Source organism: Tabrizicola piscis (assembly GCF_003940805.1).
Taxonomy (GTDB): domain Bacteria; phylum Pseudomonadota; class Alphaproteobacteria; order Rhodobacterales; family Rhodobacteraceae; genus Tabrizicola; species Tabrizicola piscis.
Map to the genome: position 1 here is coordinate 103,316 of NZ_CP034328.1, position 23,430 is coordinate 126,745.

Sequence of the window (23,430 nt, forward strand, 5' to 3'; positions counted from 1 at the left end):
GATATTTCCGCCAGTATGAAATTCAGCGGCGCAGGAACGAGACAAGCGCGGCGGTGGAGCCATCCTTGCCCTCGGTCGTAGTGCGGCCTTCCAGCACCGGTTGCAGGGCCAAGGCCAGTTCCTTGCCCAGTTCCACGCCCCACTGGTCATAGGAATTGAGCCCGAGGATCACCCCTTCGACAAACACGCGGTGTTCGTAAAGCGCGATGATCTGGCCCAGGGTGAAGGGGGTCAGCTGATCATAGGCCAAGACGGTTGAGGGCCGGTTGCCGGGAAAGACCCGGTGGCGGGCCTGCTGTTCAAGCTCGGCCCCGGTCAGTCCCTTCTTGGCCATGATGGCGCGGGCTTCGACGAGGCTGCGACCACGCAGCAGCGCCTCGGCCTGTGCAAGGCAGTTCGATACGAGGAGGAGGTGCTGGTGGGCAAGGTCAGGCTCATGTCCCTTGCGGGCGACGAGGAATTCACAGGGCACGACGCGGGTGCCTTGATGGATCAGCTGGTAAAAGGCGTGCTGGCCGTTGGTGCCGGGTTCGCCCCAGACCACGGGGCCAGAGTGGGTGGGAAGATCGCTGCCGTCGATGGCGACGCGCTTGCCGTTTGATTCCATCTCAAGCTGCTGAAGGTATGCAGGAAGCCGCGCAAGCCTCTGATCATAGGGCAAAACCGCGCGGGTGGCGTGGCCGCAGATCTGGTTGTGCCAGAGGCCGACAAGGGCCAGCATCACCGGCATGTTGTCGGCAAACGGTGCGGTGAGAAAGTGGGTGTCCATCGCCCGGCCACCGGCGAGGAACTGGTCAAACGCCTCGGGTCCCACGGCGATCATCAGCGACAGGCCGATCGGGCCCCACATTGAATAGCGCCCGCCGACCCAGTCTTCAAACCCGAAAACCCTTGCAGGATCAATGCCGTAGGCGGCGGTCTTGTCACCGGCGGTGCTGACGGCGGCGAACTGGGCGGCAGGATTGGCCACCTTTGCCGCCATCCAGCGCTTTGCGGTGTCGGCGTTGGTCATCGTTTCGATCGTGGTGAAGGTCTTTGAGGCGACGAGCACCAGCGTCGTTTCCGGGTTCAGGCCGTTCAGCGTGTCGGCGATATGCGCCCCGTCGACGTTGGACACGAAGTGGACACGGGGCCCATCATGGAACGGTGCCAGCGCAAGCGTGGCCATTGCGGGGCCAAGGTCTGACCCGCCGATGCCGATGTTGACAACATCGGTGATCTTGCCGCCCTGCCCCGTATAGGCACCCGACCGCACGTCGCGGGCAAAGGCCGCACAATCGGCCCGAATCCGGCGCACCTCGGGCAAGACGTCCTGACCATCCACCCGGATCACCGCATCTGGCCCGGCCCGCAGCGCCACATGCAGCACGGCGCGGCCTTCGGTCAGGTTGATCTTTTCGCCGGCAAACATCGCGGCCCGCTTTTCGGCAACGCCGGAGCAATCGGCCAGTGCGATCAGCGCGTCGCGGGTGGCTGAGTCGATATTGGTCTTGGAATAGTCAAACAGCATCCCGTCGGCCGTGACCGAAAACACCGAGGCCCGGGTTTCGTCAAAGAGATCAAGGATATGCCGGTCAATGCTCGCAGCGTGCTGTGCCTGTAGCGGGGCCCATTTGGTCATCACTCACTCCGCCCAATGCACGGTTGCGTTGTCCAGAACGGCCCGGACGGGCGCGTCCTTCGGGGGCAGGCTGGCTGCCCGTTCGACCGCCGCGCGCTTTTCTGCGCCGGTGATCAGGATGTGGATGTTGTAGGCCGCTTGCAGCACCGGCGCGGTCAGGGTGATGCGCGGTTCCCCCGCCGCTTCGGCGCGCAGGGCCATGAGGATCGGGGCTTGGGGGGACAGCGCCTCGTCCAGTTTGTCGGCGCCGGGAAAGAGGCTTGCGGTGTGCATGTCGGTTCCCATGCCAAGCAGCAGGACCGAGATCGGCAGATGCGGCCGGACACCGTCGGACAGCGCTTCAAGCATCTCCTCCGGCGCGTCAGCGGGGGCGTAAAGCGGGATCAGCCGGGCCTGAGCGGCCCGACCGCGGATCAGGCGTTCCCGTACCAGACGGGTGTTTGACCGGTCACTGCTTTCCGGCACCCAGCGTTCGTCGTTCAGAACCACGGCAACATTGGCCCAATCCAGATCCACGCCCGAGAGCGTATCGAAGACCGGACCCGGGGTCGTGCCGCCGGGGACAGACAGCGTGGCCTTGCCATCGCGGCGCAGAAATTCGCCCAGTTGCCCGGCGATCTTGTCCGCGAGCGACAGCATCATCATTTCGCGGTCAGGGTAGGTTTGCAGATTCATTCCTTGATCTCCCGCCACCGGCGTCCGTCGCGGTGCATGAGCATCAACGCATCCTCTGGCCCCGAGGATCCCGGATCATAGGTCTGGGGCTTGTCACCGCGCGCTTCCCAGCCTTCGATGATCGGATCGGTCCAGGCCCAGGCAGCTTCGACCTCATCCCCGCGCATGAACAGGGTCTGGTTGCCGCGGATCACGTCCATGATCAGACGTTCGTAGGCGTCGGGGGTTTCCTCGGCCTCGTCCCCCAGCACGGCAGCGAAGGACATGTCGAGAGGCACCTGCATCAGGCGCATGCCGCCCGGTCCCGGTTCCTTGATCATCACCATCAGGTTCATGCCTTCGTTCGGTTGCAGCCGGATCACCAGCACGTTTTCGCGCCAGCCCTTGGCATCGTCAAAGATCGCGTGGGGCGGTTGCTTGAAGGTGATGGCAATCTCGGACGCGCGGGCCCGCAGGCGTTTGCCGGTGCGCAGGTAGAAGGGCACGCCCTGCCAGCGCCAGTTGGACACATTCACCTTGAGGGCAATGTAGCTTTCCGTCTTCGATGCCGGGTTTTCGCTATGCGCGACATAGCCCTTGTCGCCGCTGCCAGCCCCGTATTGGCCGCGCACGATGTCTTCCGGCTGCACCGGCTTCAGAGCGCGGATCACCTTGAGCTTTTCATCCCGCACGGCGTCGGGGTCAAAGTGATAGGGCGGCTCCATCGCGATGAGGCAGAGCAGCTGCATCATGTGGTTCTGCACCATGTCCCGCATGGCGCCGGACTTGTCGTAATAGGCCCCGCGACCGTTCACGCCCACGGTTTCGGCCACGGTGATCTGGACGTGATCGACGTATTCGGCCTTCCACAGCGGTTCGAACAGGATGTTGGCAAAGCGGACCGCCATAAGGTTCTGGACGGTTTCCTTGCCAAGGTAATGATCGATCCGGTAAATCTGCGCTTCGCTGAAATGCTGAGCCAAGGCTGCGTTCAGGGCCCGCGCGCTTGCAAGGTCACGCCCGAACGGCTTTTCCACGACGATCCGGCTCCAGGCATCGGCGATGCCGTGGTCGTGCAGCCGGCTGGCGATATCACCGAACAGGCTGGGAGCGACCGAGAAGTAGAAGGCCCGCACCACGTTTGGCCGCATCAGGGCCTTAAGCGCAGCCCAGCCATTGGTGCCGGTGGCGTCAATCGGGACATAGGCCAGCCGTGCGAGGAAGGCGTCAATCACAGCAGGGTCCTGCCGGTCTTTTGGCACAAACTCCGTGATCGCGGCGCGCACCTGTTCACAAAAGGCGTCGTTGGTCAGATCGGCGCGGGCGGCCCCGATGATCCGGCTGTCATCTGGCATTTGGCCTGCCAGAAAGCGGCGGTAAAGGCCGGGAAGGATCTTGCGGCGGGCGAGATCGCCAGTGGCGCCGAAGATCACCAGATCGAAGACATCCACCGGAATGACTCGCGAAACCATGATCGTCTCCTCGGGGTAGCATCTGTTAGCGCTAACGGCGTCCTTCTACAGGCTGCCCGTCCGCATGTCTAGCACCGCTGCGCGCTGTTAGGAACCGCAGGCGGGGGTCAGCCGTCCTCAAGCGCCAGCCAGCGTACCCGCATCAGGCCCGGTTCGGCGGCTAGGCGCTGAACGGCTTGTTCCAGCGCAAGGTCGCCCGCGCCTTCGGCAGTCACCGTCGCAGACAGGTCCAGACCCCGCCCGTCTTCGGCGACGGCAACGCCAATCTCGCTGAGGTGCAACCCGCCCAAGGACAGCGTGCGCAGCACCAGACTGCGTGCTTCGGGTTCCTGGGCTTCGGTCACGGTCAGGATCACGCGGTAGGCGCGGGTCACCGGAAGCCCGGCCCGGGTGCGACGCTTCAGCCATTTGACCAGCGGGCGCAGGCCCAGGTTCACGAAGACGACCATGCCGGTCAGCAACAGCGCGAAGTCCCAGGCCCCTGCCCCGGCCATCATGCCCACGCCTGCCGAACACCACAGCGTTGCCGCCGTGTTCAGCCCGTGGACGTTGAACCCGTCGCGAAAGATGATGCCGGCCCCAAGGAAACCGATGCCCGACACGATCTGCGCGGCGACGCGGGTTGGGCTGACCTCATCCGGGTAAAGCCCTGAAAAGGTGACGAAACTTGCCGCTCCAAGGGCAACAAGGGCGTTGGTCCGCAGCCCCGCCATCCGCTGTCGGACCTGACGTTCCGACCCGATCACCGCCCCGCAAGCGAGGGCCGTGAACAGGTTGATTGCGGCTGTTTCGAGTGCGACGACCACGATATTCCCCGATGCTTTTCCGGCATCGGATCATGCGGCACGGTCAATGTAAATGTTTTGTAACGATTATATGACGAAAGTCCGGCGAAGGGCCGAACCCGCGCCCGGAGCCTTAAGCCTCCAGCTCTGCGTCCCAGTACAGATAATCCATCCAGCTTTCGTGCAGGTGGTTGGGCGGAAAACGGCGGCCATGCGCCTGCATTTCTTCGGCTGATGGCGCACGGGGGTGGCGGTTCAGGAACATCCCGGCCTGCTTGAGCGTACGTGACCCCTTGCGAAGGTTGCATGGGCTGCAGGCGGCAACCACGTTTTCCCAGGACGTGATCCCGCCCTTGGACCGGGGCAGGACATGGTCAAAGGTCAGATCGCCCTTGGCACCGCAGTACTGGCAGCAGAATTCGTCCCGCAGAAAAAGATTGAAGCGCGTGAATGCCACGCGCTTCTGGGGTTTCACATAGTCTTTCAGCACGACGACCGAGGGTATCCGGAACACCTGTCGCTGGCTGTGCACCACCTGGTCATATTCGGCGACGATCTGCACCCGGTCCAGGACGGCAGCCTTGATCGCCTCTTGCCAGGGCCAGAGGCTGAGCGGGTAATAGCTGAGCGGCCGGTAATCGGCGTTCAGCACCAGGGCCGGGTAGTGCTTCAGTGCTGCGGGATCGCGCACGAAGTGAGTTCTGAAATCGCCGTCCATTCCGTCAAAGACTCCCAGCTTTGCCCGTTGCCGTTCTGGCGACAGGGCGGGGGGAGCCCGCCCCGACACCGCAAACTATATCTGGCGTTTCCGCCCGCGCAACCCCCAAGCGCCTGCGACATCTTGGGGTTTATCCACAGACTGGATGCCCCAGATCGGTGACAGGCAAATGACAACGGCCCCGGAAGGGTTTCTTCCGGGGCCGTCGATCGTTTGTGGAACGGCTTAGCCGGCGGCGGTGACCGCGCGGCCGGTCAGGACCTTGACCAGATTGGCACGATAGGCTTGCGAGCCATGCAGATCGCCGATCATGTCACCGGCATCCGCCGTCAATCCGGCAATCGCACTGGCAGAGAAGTTCGCCGACAGCGCCGCCTCGGCATCCGTCCAGCGGAAGACCCCGCCGGCCGATGCCCCGGTGACGGCCACCCGTACCCCATCCGCATATTTCGCCACGAAGACTGCGGTCAGGGCAAAGCGGCTGGCGGGCTGGTTGAACTTTACATAGGCCGCCTTCTGCGGGATCGGGAAAACAACGGAGGTGATGATCTCCCCTTCTTCCAGCGCAGTGGTGAACATGCCCTGAAAGTAGTCATCCGCAGCGATCTTGCGTTTGTTGGTGACCACTGTCGCGCCGGACCCCAGCACCCCTGCCGGATAGCAGGCCGCCGGGTCGTTGTTCGCCAGGCTGCCGCCGATGGTGCCGCGCGACCGCACTGCGGGGTCACCAATGCCGCCTGCCAAAGCCGCCAGCGCCGGGTACTGCGCTGCCGCTTCATGTGCCACGACCGCATGCGGTGTGGCGGCCCCGATATGCAGGCCCCCGTCGCCCATGCAGACGCCCTTCATCTCACCGATGCCGGTCAGGCTGACCAGCACCGTGGGCGCGGCCAGCCGCTGCTTCATCGTCGGGATCAGGGTTTGCCCGCCCGACAGCGCCTGCGCGCCGTCGCCGCCCATGGCCTTTACCGCATCCGCGATGGTCGAGGGCTTCACGAAGTCAAAGTTGTGCATGGTATCCTCCCCTCACGCGTTCATCGCCGACCACACCCGCGAGGGCGAGACCGGCATGTCGATATGCGCAACCTTGTGGCCGCCACGGTGCAGCGCGTCGATCACCGCGTTGACGACGGCGGGGGGGGAGCCGATGGCCCCCGCCTCACCACAGCCTTTCACGCCCAAGGGATTGTGCGTGCAGGGCGTCTGGCAGGAATAGTCCACGTTGTAGAACGGCACATCCTCGGCCCTTGGCATGGCGTAATCCATGTAGGACCCGGTCAGAAGCTGGCCGTTTTCGTCATAGGTCGTGAACTCGCACAGGGCCTGGCCGATCCCCTGCCCGACGCCGCCATGCACCTGACCTTCGACGATCATCGGGTTCATGATGTTGCCGAAGTCATCGGCGCAGTGGAAGGCCACCACATCGACCTTGCCGGTGCCTTCGTCCACCTCAACCTCGCAGATATAGGCGCCTGCGGGATAGGTGAAGTTGGCGGGGTCGTAGAAGGCGGTTTCCTCCAGCCCCGGTTCCAGCGTTTCCAGCGGGTAGTTGTGCGGGACATAGGCGCTGAAGGCAATTTCGCCGAAAGTCTTGGCCTTGTCGGTGCCGGCCACGGAAAACTTGCCGTCACCAAAGGTGATGTCGCCTTCTGCTGCTTCCAGCATGTGGGCGGCGATCTTCTTGCCCTTGGCGATGATCTTGTCGAGCGCCTTGTCCATCGCCGTGCCGCAGACCGCAAGGCTGCGCGACCCGTAGGAGCCCATTCCGAACGGAATGCGCGCCGTATCGCCATGGACGATTTCGACGGAGGATTCCGGGATCCCCAGCTTGTCGGCGACGATCTGGGCAAAGACCGTCTCATGCCCCTGCCCATGACTGTGAGCGCCGACCATAACGGAAAGGTTGCCGGTCGCGTTCACCCGCACGGTCGCAGCGTCGTAAAGCCCGACGCGGCTGCCAAGGACACCCACGAGGTTGGACGGCGCGATCCCGCAAGCCTCGATCCAGGTGGAAAGCCCCATGCCGCGCAGTTTGCCCTTGGCCTTGGAGGCGGCGGCGCGCTTTTCGAAGCCGGCGACGTCGGCCATCTCAATCGCCTTGTCCAGCGTCGCCTGATAGTTGCCAGTATCGTAAAGCAGGCCTACGGGCGACTGATAGGGGAACTGGTCGGGCGTCAGCAGGTTCTTGCGCCGCACGTCGAACGGATCAAGGCCAAGCTCGCGGCACATCTTGTCGATGACACGCTCCAGCGAATAGGTCGCCTCGGGGCGACCCGCGCCACGATAGGCATCGACGGGGGCGGTGTTGGTGAACACGGTCTTCACGTTCACATAGACATGCGGCACCTTGTAGGGCCCGGACATTAGCGTGCCATGCAGGAAGGTCGGCGTCGCGGTCGAGAAGTTCGACAGATACGCGCCGACGTTGGCCAATGTTTCGGTGCGGATGGCAAGGATGTTGCCCTCAAGGTCGCTTGCCAGCTCGATCTTCGTCACATGGTCGCGGCCATGCGCGTCGGTCAGGAAGGATTCTGACCGTTCCGCCGTCCAGCGCACCGGGCGGGCCAGTTTCTTGGCCGCCGCCAGCACCAGCGCCTCTTCGCCGTAGTGATAGATCTTCGACCCGAAGCCGCCGCCCACATCCGGGGCCACGACTTGCAGCTTGTTTTCCGGGATGCCCATGACAAACGCCGCCACCAGAAGCCGTGTCAGATGCGGGTTCTGACTGGTCGTGGTCAGCTTGTAATCGCCCGTGCCGGGGAAGAATTCACCAATGCTGGCGCGGGGTTCCATCGCATTCGGCACTAGCCGGTTGTTCACCAGTTCCAGTGTGGTGACATGCGGGGCGGCCTTGATCGCCGCGTCCACTGCGGCGCGGTTATCCTCGATCCAGCCCCAGTCAAAGCAAAGGTTGTCGGGGATTTCGTCATGCACGCGGTTGGAGGCATTGGCCACGGCGTCGGCCATGTTGACGATGGCAGGCAGTTCGTCGATCTGGCTGTTGTCCGCGATCACCTGTGCGGCGTCGCGGGCCTGCTGGTAGGTGTCGGCAATGACGGCGGCATAGGCGTCGCCCACATGGCGGACCTTGCCATGCGCCAGCACTGGTCGCTTGGGTTCGCGCATCGGGGTGCCGTCGCGGCTGTTGATCAGCCAGCCTGCCGGGTTGCCCCCGACGGCGGCGAAATCCTCACCGGTGAAGATGGCAAGAACGCCGGGCATCGCCGCAGCTTCCTCGGTCGCGACGCGCACGATCCGGCCATGCGCCACATTGGACCGCACCATCACCGCATGGGCCTGCCCGGAGATGTTCATGTCGTCGGTATAGACACCCTTCCCGGTCAGAAAGCGGACATCCTCACGGCGCTTCGAGCTTGCGCCAATTCCATGATCCTTCGGCATCGTCTTTCCCCCTTATTCGGCGGCCAAGGCGCTGACGTCCTGCCCGGAGGCAGCCATCACGGCCTTGACGATGTTGTGGTATCCCGTGCAGCGGCAGATGTTGCCGTCCAAGTAGTGGCGCACGTCCTGTTCGCTTGGCTTTGGGTTCTCAGCCAGCAAGGCCGCTGCAGACATCACCATGCCCGGCGTGCAGAACCCGCATTGCAGTCCGTGGTGGTCCTGAAACGCCTGCTGGATCACGCCAAGCGAGCCGTCCGCATTCGCCATCCCTTCGATCGTCCGCACATCGGCGCCGGCCACGTCCTGCGCGAAGACCGTGCAGCTTTTCACCGGCTTGCCATCGACATGCACCACGCAGGCGCCGCATTGCGACGTATCACAACCGACATGGGTGCCGGTCAGGCGCAGCCCTTCGCGCAAATAGGCGGACAGGAGTGTCCGCCCTTCAGTCTCGGCCGAGACGGCGCGGCCGTTCACGGTCATGCTGACTTTTGTCATGCTTTCCCCTCCCTTGGGACATCCTTGGTAACGGTGCGGGGCCGCTGTATCGGCCCGCGATTTCAGCCGATCAGGCGTTTGAACCAGCCCTTCTTTGGTGCATCCGCCGTGGTTTCGGTCGGTTCCGGTTCATCTTCCGGACCTTCGACCGCCTCCTGAAAGCGGGTGAAAAACTCATCGGCCATCTTCTTGGCAAAGCCATCGATGATGCGGCTGCCCAGCTGGGCGATCTTGCCGCCGACCGATGCCTCGACATCATAGCTTAGCCGCGTGCCTTCGGGGATCGGGTCCAGCGTCACGTTCGCCCCGCCCTTGGCAAAGCCCGCGACACCACCCTTCCCCTCGCCCGAGATCCGCAGGCTTGCGCCTTCGACAATGTCGGACAGCTGGACAAGGCCCGTGAAGGTGGCGCTGACGGGGCCAACCTTTTGCTTGACCACCGCCTCATACCCGTCGGCGACCGAGCCGGTAAGGCTTTGACACCCCGGAATGCAGGCCTTCAGCACCTCCGGGTCAAGAATGGCCCGCCACACGATGGCAGGATCCGCGCCGATGTCGCGGGTGTCGCTCAGCTTCATTGACGATTCCCTCGCTCCCTTGCGGTGAGAGTAAGCGAAACTTTGCAAGGGCTAAGAAGAATCTCACCGCTTCCGACACAAAATTGCGCGATCCCGGCTGCTTCTTGCCAGTTGTGTGCCGCGGCCCTTGCCAGCAACGGTGCGGCCCCGCTATCTGGCACCGTCAAAACGAAAGCCCGTGCCATGCCTGTTTCCCGCCGTGCCCTTCTGCTTCTTGCCGCCAGCGCCGTGCTTGCCGGCTGTTCGCGGCGCCAACCCCCCCAGACTTCGCGCGGCGATCTGCATCCGGGCGAGACGCCGGAACTGCGGGCCTTGATCCGAAGGTCTGCGGAGGAGCACCAGATTCCGGAAAGCCTGCTGCACCGGGTGATCCAGCGCGAAAGCGACTACAACCCCCGCGCGCGAAATGGGCCCTACTACGGGCTGATGCAGATCCTGCCGCAAACCGCGCGCACCATGGGGTTTCGGGGCGATGCGTCCGATCTGCTCGATCCCGAAACCAATCTGCGCTACGCCGGGCGCTATCTGCGCGGTGCTTGGCTTGTCGCCCGCGGGGATCAAGACGAGGCCATCGGCTGGTACGCGCGCGGCTACTATTATGAGGCCAAGCGCCTGGGTCTTCTGGAAGAGACCGGCCTGCGCGCCTGAGAGCCAAATCTTTTCGAAAAGATTTGCAAAATCCTTCGAAGGATTTTGGCCCGCGTCAGTACCAGGCGTCTGCAGCATCGGCCTTGCGCCGTGCCACGAAATCCTGCAGCCCGTCGCGGATGCCCTCGTCCAAGGCCGGGGCCTCAAATTCGGCAAGCCGCTTCTTCCACAGCTTGTTCGCCCGGGTCGCCGCATCGGTGGACCCCGCCGCTTCCCATTTCTCGAACGGCTCATTGTCCGAGAGATCAGAGTCCCAGAACGCAGTCTCGTAATGTTTCATCGTGTGGCTGCAGCCAAAGAAATGGTTGCCCGGACCAACCTCGGCAAAGGCGTCCACGGCAAGCTGATCGTCGTCGATCTTGATCCCGTCCAGATAGGCATGCAGCGCGCCGCAGAGGTCGGCGTCCATCATGAATTTCTCGTAGGACATCGACAGCAAGCCATCGAGGAACCCCGCCGAATGCAGGATGAAGTTCGCCCCGCAATGCACCGCCGACAGCATCGACATCGTGCCTTCCATCATCGCCTGCCCGTCCGGCAGCTTTGACGTGGTGAAGTTCCCCGCGCAGCGCAGCGGCAGGTTCAGCCGCCGCGCCAGTTGCCCGATGACCTGACTGCCAATCGCAGGCTCTGGCGTCCCGAAAGTCGGTGAGCCTGACCGCAAAGACATCGACGACAGGAAGTTGCCAAAGATCACCGGCGCGCCTTTGCGTTCCAGCTGCGTCAGTGCACAGCCGGCCATCGTTTCGGCCAGCGATTGCACAATCCCGCCGGCGTTGGTCACCGGACCCATCGCCCCGCCAAGGATGAAGGGCACGATCACCGCCGCCTGATTGGCCCGCGCATAGGCGCGCAGGGATTTGGTCATCGTGCAATCCCAGACCAAAGGTGAATTGACGTTCACATTGCCGAGGATAACGCAATGATCGTTCACAAACGCCTCACCAAAGACAATGCGCGTCATCTCGATGCTGTCTTCCGACCGTTCCTCGGCGGTGACAGAGCCCATGAACGGCCGATCCGATAGTTCGATATGCGCCATGACCATATCCAGGTGGCGCTTGTTCACCGGCACGTCGGTGGGTTCGCAGATCGTGCCGCCCGAATGGTGGAAGTTCGGGCTTGATTGCGCGAGCATGATGAAGTTGCGAAAGTCCTCGATCGTGCCGAACCGGCGGCCGCGATCAAGGTCCATCACGAAGGGGCTGCCATAGGCGGGCGAGAAGACGACGTTCTTCCCCCCGATCCGAACCGAATTGGCCGGGTTGCGGGCGTGCTGGGTAAATTCGGCCGGGGCGGATTTCAGGATCTCGCGCAGCATGCCGGGCGGGAACTTGACCAGCAGGCCCTGCACATCGGCGCCCGCGCGCTTCCAGTGGTCGAGCGACGCGGGGTCATCGCGGAATTCGATGCCGGTTTCCGCCAGCACCCGATCCGCCGCTGCCTCGATGCGAAGCAGGTTCTCTTCGGACAGCACGTCATAGGTCGGGATATTGCGGACGATATAGGGCCGACCGACCCCACCGCCCTTCTGTGCCCGTTCCGCCTGTCGCGCCTGACGGCCTGACCTTACCCTGACCTCGCCCATTGCCGCCCCTCCGTCAAACTCGACATAGGTGTCAGGTTTGTCGCAAACGAACCTTGAGTCTGGTCAATCCGCGACATTGCGCAGCCACATTGCGCCTCAGGTCACCACATCGGGTGCGGTGCGGCCGGTATGGGCGGCAATCCCCGCCAAGTCATGCGCTGCACGGATGACCGGGGCCAGGGCCTCTTGCGCGTCAAGGTCAAGCCCGGAGGGCCCGGCGGCATAGCGTTCCAGATAGACCCGCAGCGTCGCGCCTTCGGTGCCGGTGCCGGACAGGCGGTAGACGATGCGGCTGCCATCGCCAAACATCACCCGCACGCCCTGCTTCTGGCTGACCGACCCATCCACGGGGTCGGTATAGGCGAGATCGTCGGCGGCGGTAATCGTCATCCCCTCCACCACGCGGCCCGGCAGAGTGGCCAGCGACCCGCGCAGCGCCGCGAACATCGCGTCGGCCTTGGCGACTTCGATCGCCTCGAAATCGTGGCGGCTATAGTAGTTGCGGCCGTAGGTGGCCCAGTGGTCCTTCAGGATCTCTGCAACGGACTGCTTTCTGACCGCAAGGATGTTCAGCCACAGAAGGATTGCCCAGAGCCCGTCCTTTTCGCGCACATGGTCGGACCCGGTGCCAAAGGATTCCTCGCCGCAGATCGTCGCCATTCCGGCGTCAAGAAGGTTGCCGAAGAACTTCCAGCCGGTCGGGGTTTCATACTTGCCGATCCCCAGCGCATCCGCCACGCGGTCCGCAGCGGCTGAGGTTGGCATGGACCGGGCCACACCCTTCAGGCCCTTGGCATAGCCGGGTGCCAGATGCGCGTTGGCCGCCAGCACGGCAAGACTGTCAGAGGGCGAAACATAGACCTCCCGCCCCACTACCATGTTGCGGTCCCCGTCGCCATCGCTTGCCGCGCCGAAATCGGGGGCCGCGTCCGAGAACATCTCATCCATAAGCGCCTTGGCCCAGGTCGGGTTCGGGTCGGGGTGCATCCCGCCGAAATCCGGCAAGGGGGTGGCGTTGACGCAAGTGCCCTTGGCTGCCCCAAGTTGGTTTTCCAGTATCTCCACCGCATAGGGCCCGGTGACCGCACACATGGAGTCCATCCGCATCCGGAAGCCATTGGCAAACATGCTGCGCAGCGCCGGGAAATCGAAAAGGCTTTCCATCAGGGTGGCGTAGTCCGCCACCGGATCGACCACGTCGACGATCATGCCGCCCAACTGGTGCCGTCCGATGGCCGCAAGATCCACATCCTGCGCCTCAAGCACCTTGTATTCGGTGATCGTGGTCGTGCGCTGATACATCGCCTCGGTCACGCCTTCGGGGGCTGGCCCGCCGTTCGGCATGTTGAACTTGACGCCGAAATCCTCCTCCGGCCCGCCGGGGTTGTGGGAGGCGCTCATGATGATCCCACCATCGGTCTTGTTCAGCCGGATCAGGTGGCTGGCGGCGGGGGTGGACAGGATCGCCCCCTGCCCCACGATCACCCGCGCAGCCCCATTCGCCGCCGCCATCCGCAGGATCACCTGCGCCGCGCGGTCGTTGAAATAGCGCCCGTCGCCGCCCAGAACGAAGGTCTTGCCGGCAGAGCCAACCACATCGAAGATCGCTTGTACGAAATTCTCCAGATAATGGCGCCCCATGAAGACCGGGGTCTTCTTGCGCAGGCCCGACGTGCCCGGCTTTTGCCCGGCGATCGGGGCGGTGGCGACTGTGGTCACTTGGGTCATGGTTTGCCTCCCTTTGGCGTGCCGGTCAGGGACCGAAACAGCAGTACGGATTGCGCGGGCGCTTCGGTGAAGGCGGCCCCCGGCGGCAGGTCCGGGCGTGTGGTGTCCAGCAGCAGCTCCCACCCCGGGGCACTGTCGGGCAGGTAGAGCGCAGTGGCCGGGCCGCTGTTGAAGACGGCAAAGACTGCATCGGGCGTCGGATCGCCGCCTTCGGCCGCCATGCGAAGCTCGACGCACAAGCAGCGGAAAGCCGGGTCGTGCCATTCTTCGGACTGCGGCACGGTGCCATCGGCCCGCCGCCAGATCACATCCGGTATCGTATCCGAGGGCCGCTGCCGGGCATGCAGAAACCGGCGTTGCCGTAGGACAGGCAAGGACCGGCGCAGTGCGATCAGCCGTTGGACGAAGCCGAGAAGGTCTTCATCCCGGCTGGTCCAGTCGATCCAGCTGGTTTCATTGTCTTGCGCATATGCGTTGTTGTTGCCGCCCTGACTGTGGCCAATCTCATCCCCGGCCAGCAGCATCGGCACGCCTTGCGCCAGCAGCAGCGTGGCCAACAGGTTGCGCTTCCGCAGCCCCCGCGCCGCCAGCACCTTGGGGTCCTTCGTCGGCCCCTCGACCCCAAGGTTGTCCGAGTGGTTTTCGTGGTGGCCGTCGCGGTTATCTTCACCATTCGCGAAGTTGCGCTTGATGGTGAAGCTGACCAGATCCTCCAGCGTGAAGCCGTCATGGCTGGTGATGAAATTGACCGATGAGGTCGCCGCCCGCCCGGAATGATCGAACCGGTCGGCACTGCCCAGAACGCGCGCGGCAAGGTCGCGGGTCATCCCGGCGTCGCCCTTCCAGAACCGCCGCACGCCATCGCGGAACCTGTCGTTCCATTCGTGAAACGGGTGCGGATAGGCCCCAAGCTGATAGCCGCCGGGGCCGATGTCCCAAGGCTCGGCGATCAGCTTGACGCGGCTCAGGGTCGGGTCCTGCCGGATGGCATCGAAGAACCCGCCATTCGGGTCAAACCCATGCGCCTCACGGCCAAGGGCGGTGGCAAGGTCAAAGCGGAAGCCGTCGACATGGGCAAATTCCACCCAGTAGCGCAGCGAATCCATGACCATCCGCAGCACCATCGGATGCGTCAGGTTCAGCGTGTTGCCGGTGCCCGCGTCATTCACATAATGCCGCCCGCCGCCCGCAAGCCGGTAGTAGCTGGCATTGTCCAGGCCCCGAAACGCCAGCGTCGGGCCCCATTCATCGCCCTCGGCGGTGTGGTTGTAGACCACGTCCAGGATGACCTCGATCCCCGCCGAATGGAACCGGCGGACCATGGTCTGAAACTCCCACAGCGCGCCTTTCGACATGTAGCGGGGTTCGGGCGCAAAGAAGGCCAGCGTGTTGTAGCCCCAGTGGTTGCGCAGGCCCTTGGCCACCAGAAACCGGTCGTCGATGAATGCCTGCACCGGCAGAAGTTCAATCGCCGTCACGCCCAGCTTTTGGAGGTGGTCGATCACCGGGTCTGAACACAGGCCCAGATAGGTGCCGCGCAGCCCCTTTTCCACGCCGCCATGAAGCGCGGTCAGCGACTTTACATGCGCCTCGTAGATCACCGTATCCACCCGGGGGGTACGCGGGGCGGTGTCCGTTCCCCAGCTGAAGGAGGGGTCGGTGACCACGGCCTTCGGTACCGCAAAGGCGCTGTCACGCGTGTCAAAGCTGAGGTCCCCGCGGGAGGAGCCGATCTTGTAGCCCATCAGCGCATCCGACCACTTCAAACGCCCCTCCAGCGCACGGGCATAGGGGTCCAGCAGCAGTTTGTTCGGGTTGAAGCGGTGGCCCTGCTCCGGCGCATAGGGCCCGTGCGCGCGAAAGCCGTAGACCGTGCCCGGGGTCAGCCCGCCGACGTGGATATGCCAGATGTCCCCGTCCCGCTCGATGATCGGCAGGCGGGCCATTTCCTTGCGGCCGTCGCCGGTGAAAAGGCAAAGCTCGATCCGTTCGGCATGGGCGGAGAAAACCGCGAAGTTCACGCCATCCCCGGTAAAGCTGGCCCCCATCGGCCAAGGGCGACCGGGCCCGACAGCATGGCCGGACAGCCGTACGGGGGGCTGGCTGGACTGTGGCGTCACGCGGTCAGCCTTTCGTAAAGGGCGGCATAGGCAGCGGCGCTGGTTTCCCAGCCGACCGGGTGCGCCATCGCATTGGCGCGCAGCTTGGCCCACAGCTTTGGCTGGCCATGCAGCGTCAGCAATTGCGTGAGCGCCTGACCGAAGGCCAGCGCGTCGACCGGGTGGAAGGTCACGCCCGTGGCCACCCCGGCCGCAATCGTGGCGGGCGATGCGCCGATCACCGTATCGGCAAGCCCGCCCACCAGCGACACGACCGGAAGTGTGCCATAGCGCAAGCCATACATCTGCGTCAGGCCACAGGGTTCGAACCGGCTTGGCACCAGCACCGCATCGGCGCCGGCAAACAGCCGGTGGCTGAGCCCTTCATCATAGCCGATCCGCACCGCGACCCGCCCCGGGAACCGCGCGGCAAGGGCGCGCATCGCCCCCTCCATGCCGGGATCGCCCGACCCAAGCACGATCAACCCGCCACCGCCCAGCACGAAATCCGGGATCACGGCGGGCAGAAGGTCGATCCCCTTCTGGTCCGTCAACCGGCTGACGACGATGGCCAAGGGCCCCGGCACCTCCAGCCCGAACTCCTCGCACAAGTGCGCGCGTGCCGTGGCCTTGCCTGCAAGTGCCTTGGCGCTGAACGGCGGGTCTTCGGCGCCCGGGTCCCAGACGCTGGTGTCGACCCCGTTCAGGATACCGGAAACCACCGGTCCGCGTGCCGCGATCACGCCTTCAAGGCCCATCCCGAAGGCGGGGCGCATCAGTTCCGCCGCATAGCTGGGCGATACGGTCGTGATCCAATTCGCCGTGACAAGCCCGGCCTTCAGGGTGGAAATCCCGCCGTAATATTCCAAAGCCTCGGGGTGATAGGCATGCCCGGGCAGCCGCAGCACGCCCAGCATATGCGCCGCTGCCCAGCCCTGAAAGGCGATGTTGTGGATGGTCAGGACCGATTTCACCCCGCCACTGCCGTGATAGGCAAGATAGGCCGGAGCCAGCCCCGCCTGCCAGTCATGCGCATGCAGGACATCGGGCTTCCAACTCTCCAACCCCTCACGCGCGATCCGGGCCGCAATCCAGCTTAGGGCGGCAAACCGCACCGCGTTGTCGGGATGGTCGCCGCGCGGGCCGGAATAGGGGCCACCGTCGCGGTCATAAAGATGCGGGGCGTCCAGGAGGAGCACCTGCATGCCCGCGACGTCCCCCGCAAGGACGCGCCCCGGTCCGCCCCAAAGGTCGGCTTCCTCCCAGACCACCGGCCAGCCGGCCGACTGAGCGCGCAGGCCTTGATAGCACGGCAGCAGCACCCGCATGTCCCAGCCCACCGCCGCCAGCGCCGCAGGCAGTGCCCCCACGACATCGGCAAGCCCGCCGGTCTTGACCAGCGGCACACATTCCGACGCCACCGAAAGCACCCGCCCGCGCACAACCATGGGAACCCCTTTCATCTTTGCCCAAACATCCTGCAGGGGTATGCCACCGTTTTCGCCACCGGTCCAAGAAACCGGTGGCATGGGGGGACGCAAGGTCCCCCGGGGCATCCACAGTCACGCCCTCTCAGGACAACGCCTTGGCCCGCGCGTCAAGCATGTCTTGCGTGATCAACACGATCCCGCCTTCCGACCGGCGGAACCACTTCATGTCTTCTTCCGGATCCTCGCCCACGACCAGACCTTCGGGAATTTCCACCCCCCGGTCGATCACGCATTTCGTCAGCTGTGCCTTGCGGTTGACGATGACCTGTGGCAGCGCCACGACATATTCCAGACTGGAATAGCTGTGCGTGCGGCACCCGGTGAACAACAGGCTGTTCGACACCGCCGAGCCCGAGACGATGCAATCGCCCGACACCAGCGACGATACCGCCGAGCCCCGGCGCCCATCCTCGTCATGGATGAACTTCGCGGGCGGCACGATCTCGGCATAGGTCCAGATCGGCCAGGCGCTGTCGTATAGGTCCAGTTTCGGGACGAAATCCGTCAGGTCGATATTGGCCTGCCAGAAGGCGTCAATCGTTCCGACATCGCGCCAGTAGGGTTCGGTTTCCAGCCCGCTCATCACGCAGCTGTCGGCGAACTTGTGGGCCACGGCCTTGCCGTTCTTGACGATATGGGGGATCAGATCGAAGCCGAAATCATGAGTGGAGCTGTCGTCCTGCATGTCCCGGATCAGCAGATCGCGCAGGAAGGCCCAGTTGAAGATGTAGATCCCCATGCTGGCCAGCGCATGGGCAGGATCACCCGGGATCGCGGGCGGATCCTTCGGCTTTTCCAGAAAATCCGTGATCCGCATGGACTTGTCGACATGCATCACGCCAAAGGCCGTCGCCTCCATCCGCGGGACGGTGAGGCAACCGATGGTGACATCGGCCCCCGCCTCGACATGCTGGCGCAGCATCACCTCGTAATCCATCTTGTAGATATGATCGCCCGCAAGGATGATTGCGTAAGTGATCCCGTAGCTGTCGATGATGTCGATGTTCTGCGCCACCGCATCGGCCGTGCCGCGGTACCAGTTCACCTCATCCATCCGCTGGGATGCGGGCAGGATGTCCAGATATTCGTTCCGTTCCGCCCGAAAGAAGTTCCAGCCGCGCTGGCAGTGCCGGATCAGGCTGTGCGCCTTGTACTGCGTGGCAATCGCCATCTTCCGGATGCCCGAGTTCACCGCATTTGACAGCGCAAAGTCGATGATCCGGGTCTTGCCGCCGAAATAGACCGCAGGTTTCGCGCGCCGGTCGGTCAGCTCTTTCAACCGGCTGCCGCGTCCGCCTGCCAGCACGAAGGCCATGGCCTGAGATGACAGGCGCTGGTTCGGTCTTGGTTTCATGCTTTCCCTCCCCTGGGTGGCGGTTTGGCCCGCCTGAGTTCAGTCCTGTTGCAGATACACTGCCGACAGCGGCGGCAACGTGACAAGCGCCGATTGCGTCTGGCCGTGCCAAGGCGTCTTTTCCGTGGTCACCCCTCCCAGGTTGCCACGGTTGCCCCCGCCATAAGCCTCGGCGTCGGTGTTCAGAATCTCGTGCCATTTGCCCGACGCGGGCAGACCAAGGCGATACTTGCGCTCCAGCGGTGTCATGTTGATAACCGCGACGACCTGCTTGTCACCCGCATTGCCCTTGCGGACGAAGGAATAGACCCCGGCATCGGCATCGTTGGACTCGATCCAGTCAAACCCCTCGGGCCGGCAGTCGTTCACATGGAGCGCAGGGACCTCACGGTAGACCCGGTTCAGGTCGCGGACCAGACGCTGCATGCCCTTATGTTCAAGGATATCAAGCTGATGCCAGTCAAGGCTTTGGTTGTGGTTCCATTCCGCCCCTTGGGCGAATTCTTGCCCCATGAACAGAAGCTTCTTGCCCGGATGCGCCCACATGAACCCGTAATAGGCGCGCAGGTTGGCGAATTTCTCCCAAGCGGTGCCGGGCATCTTCGACAGCATGGAGCCTTTGCCATGCACGACCTCATCATGGCTGATCGGCAGGATGTAATTTTCCGACCAGGCGTAGACCATGCCGAAGGTCATCTGGTGGTGGTGGTATTTGCGGTAAAGCGGGTCCTTCTGCATGTAGGACAGGGTGTCGTTCATCCAGCCCATGTTCCACTTGAACCCGAACCCCAGCCCGCCCCAGTTCGCAGGCCGCGACACGCCGGGAAAGGCGGTGCTTTCCTCGGCAATCGTCATGATCCCGGGCACTTCACCATAGGCGGTGATGTTCGTCGTGCGCAGGACGTCGATCGCCTCATAGTTCTCGCGCCCGCCGTCGAGGTTCGGGATCCATTCCCCCGCCTTGCGGCTGTAGTCGCGGTACAGCATGCTGGCGACGGCATCGACACGCAGACCGTCGATGTGGTATTCCTCCAGCCAATACAAGGCGTTGGAGACGAGGTAGTTCTTCACCTCTACCCGGCCGTAGTTGTAGATCAGGGTGTTCCAGTCCTGATGAAACCCCTCACGCGGGTCCTGATGTTCGTAAAGCGAGGTGCCGTCAAAGCGGCCCAGCCCATGCGCATCGGTCGGGAAATGGCCCGGCACCCAGTCCAGGATCACGCCAAGACCCTTGCGGTGCGCGGCATCGACAAAGGCGCGGAATTCCGTGGGGGTTCCGTGGCGGATCGTGGGCGCGAACATGCCGACCGGCTGGTATCCCCATGATCCGTCAAAGGGATACTCGCTGACCGGCAGGCACTCGATATGGGTGAAACCCATGTCGACGGCGTAGTCCACCAATTGCTCGGCCAGTTCCAGATAGCTCAGCATCCGGTTGCCGGGCGCGCGCCGCCATGACCCCAGATGCACCTCATAGACCGAAATCGGCGCGTCAATGGTATGCGCGGCGGCGCGGCTGGTCATCCAGCCATCGTCCTGCCACGCGCCGTCAATTTTCCTGACGACTGAGGCATTTGCCGGCGGATGTTCAGACCCAAACCCGACCGGATCGGCCTTGAGCGGCAAGACCTGCCCGCCCGGACCCTTGATTTCATACTTGTAGGTCGTGCCTTCCCCCAGACCGGGGATGAAGGTTTCCCACACACCGGTCGCCCCCCGCCGCCGCATCGGGTGGCGGCGACCGTCCCAGATGTTGAAATCACCCACCACCGAAACCCGCTCCGCGTTCGGGGCCCAGACGGCGAAATGTACACCGTCCACCCCTTCATGGCTGATGCAATGCGCGCCGAGAACCTGCCACAGCCGGCGGTGCGTGCCTTCGCCCAGCAGGTATTCATCCAACTCGCCAAGGACCGGGCCGAACCGGAACGGGTCTTCAAATTCCCAAGTATTGCCATGGCCTTGCGCGCGAAGCCTGTAGTTCACCTTGCGCGCCAGTTGATGCGTGAACAGCCCCGGAATCCCCGGATAGGGCACCGCTTCAGCCTCGGTCTTGCCGGTCAGCACCCAAAGCCGGTCGGCCCCCGGGACAAAGGCCGTGATCTCCCACCCCTTGGCGCGTTTTTGCGGTCCGAGGACGGCAAACGGGTCGCCATGCCAGCCACCGGCAATCGCCTCGGCTGCGCTTTGGTCCAGTGTCATCTCAGCCATGCTTTCCTCCCCGAAAGCGCGTCAGAGTGCGCCCGTCACAACGCGCTTGATGCCTGCCAGATTTCATCCATGTAGCTGCGGATCGTGCGGTCGGACGAGAAGAACCCGCTTCGCGCCGTATTCAACGCCGCCATGCGCCACCAGCGGTCCGGGTCGGCGTAGGCCTTGTCCACCTCGGCCTGCGCGGCATGGTAGGCGTCAAAATCGGCGGCGACGAGGAAATAGTCGTGGTGCCAGACCCGGTGGACAAGGCCATGATACCGTTCCGGTTCTTCCGGGTTGAACCGCCCTTCGGCGATCATCTGCAGCACGTCCTGCAGTGGCTGGCTCGCCTCGATCGCCTTTTTGGAGTGGTCAGGATCCTCGCGCCGCTTTGACACCTCGGCCGCGGTCAGGCCGAAGAGGAAGAAGTTGTCGGCGCCAACCTCTTGCAATATCTCGACATTCGCGCCGTCCAGCGTGCCGATGGTCGGCGCGCCGTTCATCATGAACTTCATGTTGCCGGTACCCGACGCCTCTTTCCCGGCGGTCGAGATCTGTTCGGACAGGTCAGCCGCCGGGATCACCCGTTCCGCCATGCTGACGTTGTAGTTCGGCGGGTAGATGATCTTGAGCAGGTCGCTCGTCACGGGATCAGCATTAATGACAACCGCCACATCGTTGATAAGGCGAATGATTTCCTTGGCGACCGCATAACCCGGGGCAGCCTTGCCCCCAAAGACCTTGACGCGCGGCACCCAGGGACCCTTGGGATTTGCGCGCAGCTTGTTCCAATGCGCGATGGTCTCAAGAATGTTCAGAAGCTGGCGCTTGTATTCGTGGATGCGCTTGATCTGGACGTCAAACAGGGCATCGGGAGAGATCTGGATTCCCATCTCCGCCCCCGCCCAGTTCGACATCTCCACCTTGTTGACCCGCTTCGCCGCGGCAAAGACCGCGCGGAAACTGGCGTCTTCGACATGCGGCTCCAGCTCCTTCAGGCGATCAAGGTCCGCCTCCCAGCCCGCGCCGATGGTGTCGGTAATCAGGCCCGCCAGCGGCTTGTTCGCCATCCGCAGCCACCGCCGCGGGGTGACCCCGTTGGTCTGATTCACGATCCGGCCAGGATGCAAGCGGTGGAGTTCGGGGAATAGGTTCTGCTTCACAAGGTCCGAATGCAGCGCCGACACGCCGTTCACCTTGTGGCTCATGATGAAGGCAAGTTCCCCCATCCGCACTTCCTGATGCTTCACGATCCCCACATAATGCGGCCGGTTCGGATAGGCGCGGCGGTGCCAGCTGTCGATCTTTTCCACAATCTGCATGTGGCGCGGCAGCACGTTGCCAAAGGTGAATGTCGCCCATTTTTCAAGGGCTTCCGGTAGAAGCGTGTGATTGGTATAGCCCAGGCAGGCCCGCGCGATCGTCAGCGCCTCATCAAAGGGCACGCCATGGGCATCCTGCAGCAGGCGGATCAGTTCCGGCCCGGCAATCGCGGGATGCGTGTCGTTCATCTGGATCGCGACGTATCTTGGCAGCGCCTTCAGATCCGAATGGTTCGCCAGATAGCGGCGCAGAATGTCCTGCAAGGCTGCCGAGGTCAGCAGAAATTCCTGCTTCAGGCGCAGTTCCTTTCCCTGATAGGTGGTGTCGTCGGGGTAAAGGACCCGGCTGAGCGTCCGGGCCAAGGTCTCAGGCTCTGCCGCGGCGGTGTAATCACCCCGGTTGAACCGCTCCAGATCGAACTGCCCGGTGGACTTTGCCCCCCAGAGCCGCAGCGTATTGGCCCATTTGCCTTGCCAGCCCACCACGGGCGTATCATGCGCCTCGGCGATGACGGTTTCGGCGGGGTGCCAGATGTCGCGGCCATCGCGGGTTTCGACATGGCCCTTGAACCCGATGGTATAGGCGCTTTCGGGACGCGCAAATTCCCAGGGATGTTCCTGCGCCAGCCAGTTTTCCGGGGTCTCTACCTGACGGCCAGCCTCGAACTGCTGGCGGAAGAGGCCGTGTTCGTACCGGATGCCATAGCCATAGGCCGGGCAGCCCAGCGTCGCCATCGATTCCATGAAGCAGGCCGCAAGCCGCCCAAGCCCGCCGTTCCCCAGAGCCGCGTCGGGTTCATCGCCGATCACAGCGCGCAGGTCCTGCCCGACCGCCGCCATCGCCTCGGCCGCCTGATCGTAAAGCCCCAGATTGATCGTCGCATCTTCAAGAATGCGGCCAATCAGGAATTCCATCGACAGGTAGTAGACGCGCTTTCTGTCCTCGGCCCAGGTGCGCTTGGTGGACGCGAACCAAGGCTCGACGATCCGGTCGCGGATCGCGTGGGACAGGGCCATCCGCCAGTCATGCAGGCTGGCATGGGGCGCGTCCTTGCCCACGGTAAAGGTCAGGTGGCGCAGGATATCTGCCTGCAGGACGTTTGGGGTCACACTCAGATCGGTCACGGGTCTATCCAGCAAGGGGAGAAACTTTCAACAAGGCGGTTGCACAAAGCCTAAGCGCCATGGGGCGGCGGTCAAGCGGTCTTGCAGGCGGGCTTGCGGGGGGAACTGTGACCGTGGGCGGCAACGGGCAGCTTCAAACCGCTTTTGTGTTACCG

At 63.6% G+C, this 23,430-nt stretch carries 17 protein-coding genes; 1 reads left to right on the forward strand and 16 read right to left on the reverse strand.

Features of this window, described 5'->3' with window-relative positions; genetic code table 11:
* Positions 1-22 precede the first annotated feature (22 nt).
* The 9 genes from pgi to EI545_RS00490 form a co-directional block, all read right to left on the reverse strand.
* On the reverse strand, positions 23-1,621 hold the full coding sequence (gene pgi, locus EI545_RS00450; protein ID WP_125323599.1) for a glucose-6-phosphate isomerase: 1,599 nt from the start codon (positions 1,619-1,621) through the stop codon (positions 23-25).
* Positions 1,622-1,624: 3 nt separating this feature from the next.
* Positions 1,625-2,296, reverse strand: a complete 672-nt coding sequence (gene pgl / locus EI545_RS00455; protein WP_125323600.1) for a 6-phosphogluconolactonase — start codon at positions 2,294-2,296, stop codon at positions 1,625-1,627.
* Entirely contained in the window at positions 2,293-3,747 is a 1,455-nt protein-coding gene (gene zwf / locus EI545_RS00460; protein ID WP_125323601.1) for a glucose-6-phosphate dehydrogenase, read from the reverse strand. The genes pgl and zwf overlap by 4 nt, the downstream gene beginning before the upstream one ends.
* Before the next feature lie 107 nt (positions 3,748-3,854).
* A complete protein-coding gene (locus EI545_RS00465) occupies positions 3,855-4,553 on the reverse strand; it encodes an MgtC/SapB family protein (protein ID WP_125323603.1) in 699 nt (232 codons plus the stop codon).
* Positions 4,554-4,665: 112 nt separating this feature from the next.
* Positions 4,666-5,250 carry an HNH endonuclease gene (locus EI545_RS00470; protein WP_125323605.1) on the reverse strand — a complete coding sequence of 195 codons (585 nt, stop codon included), beginning with the start codon at positions 5,248-5,250 and terminating at the stop codon, positions 4,666-4,668.
* Between the two features lie 225 nt (positions 5,251-5,475).
* A complete protein-coding gene (locus EI545_RS00475) occupies positions 5,476-6,264 on the reverse strand; it encodes an FAD binding domain-containing protein (RefSeq protein ID WP_125323606.1) in 789 nt (262 codons plus the stop codon).
* A 12-nt stretch (positions 6,265-6,276) separates the two neighbouring features.
* Positions 6,277-8,652 (reverse strand): xanthine dehydrogenase family protein molybdopterin-binding subunit, encoded by a 2,376-nt coding sequence (locus EI545_RS00480; RefSeq protein WP_125323607.1) that lies wholly within the window; start codon positions 8,650-8,652, stop codon positions 6,277-6,279.
* Positions 8,653-8,664: 12 nt separating this feature from the next.
* Positions 8,665-9,150 carry a (2Fe-2S)-binding protein gene (locus tag EI545_RS00485; protein ID WP_125323609.1) on the reverse strand — a complete coding sequence of 162 codons (486 nt, stop codon included), beginning with the start codon at positions 9,148-9,150 and terminating at the stop codon, positions 8,665-8,667.
* A 62-nt stretch (positions 9,151-9,212) separates the two neighbouring features.
* Positions 9,213-9,728 carry an SRPBCC family protein gene (locus EI545_RS00490; protein WP_125323611.1) on the reverse strand — a complete coding sequence of 172 codons (516 nt, stop codon included), beginning with the start codon at positions 9,726-9,728 and terminating at the stop codon, positions 9,213-9,215.
* A gap of 183 nt (positions 9,729-9,911) precedes the next feature.
* Between EI545_RS00490 and EI545_RS00495 the strand changes: the two genes are divergently transcribed.
* Complete coding sequence (locus EI545_RS00495; RefSeq protein WP_125323613.1) at positions 9,912-10,376, forward strand: lytic transglycosylase domain-containing protein; 465 nt, start codon at positions 9,912-9,914, stop codon at positions 10,374-10,376.
* Between the two features lie 55 nt (positions 10,377-10,431).
* Here EI545_RS00495 and EI545_RS00500 read toward each other — a convergent pair whose 3' ends face one another.
* The 7 genes from EI545_RS00500 to EI545_RS00530 form a co-directional block, all read right to left on the reverse strand.
* Positions 10,432-11,964, reverse strand: coding sequence for a trimethylamine methyltransferase family protein (locus EI545_RS00500; RefSeq protein WP_125323615.1), 1,533 nt, complete (start codon positions 11,962-11,964; stop codon positions 10,432-10,434).
* A 96-nt stretch (positions 11,965-12,060) separates the two neighbouring features.
* Entirely contained in the window at positions 12,061-13,692 is a 1,632-nt protein-coding gene (locus EI545_RS00505) for an alpha-D-glucose phosphate-specific phosphoglucomutase (protein WP_125323617.1), read from the reverse strand.
* Positions 13,689-15,740 carry a glycogen debranching protein GlgX gene (glgX, locus tag EI545_RS00510; RefSeq protein WP_125327171.1) on the reverse strand — a complete coding sequence of 684 codons (2,052 nt, stop codon included), beginning with the start codon at positions 15,738-15,740 and terminating at the stop codon, positions 13,689-13,691. Before glgX ends, EI545_RS00505 begins: the two co-directional genes overlap by 4 nt.
* Before the next feature lie 68 nt (positions 15,741-15,808).
* Positions 15,809-17,254: a glycogen synthase GlgA gene (gene glgA / locus EI545_RS00515; protein WP_164517167.1), complete on the reverse strand. Its 1,446-nt coding sequence runs from the start codon at positions 17,252-17,254 to the stop codon at positions 15,809-15,811.
* 109 nt (positions 17,255-17,363) lie between these two features.
* Positions 17,364-18,635 carry a glucose-1-phosphate adenylyltransferase gene (gene glgC, locus EI545_RS00520; RefSeq protein ID WP_125323618.1) on the reverse strand — a complete coding sequence of 424 codons (1,272 nt, stop codon included), beginning with the start codon at positions 18,633-18,635 and terminating at the stop codon, positions 17,364-17,366.
* A 39-nt stretch (positions 18,636-18,674) separates the two neighbouring features.
* Entirely contained in the window at positions 18,675-20,837 is a 2,163-nt protein-coding gene (gene glgB / locus EI545_RS00525) for a 1,4-alpha-glucan branching protein GlgB (protein WP_164517359.1), read from the reverse strand.
* 44 nt (positions 20,838-20,881) lie between these two features.
* Positions 20,882-23,275 (reverse strand): glycogen/starch/alpha-glucan phosphorylase, encoded by a 2,394-nt coding sequence (locus EI545_RS00530; RefSeq protein ID WP_164517168.1) that lies wholly within the window; start codon positions 23,273-23,275, stop codon positions 20,882-20,884.
* Between the last annotated feature and the right edge of the window lie 155 nt (positions 23,276-23,430).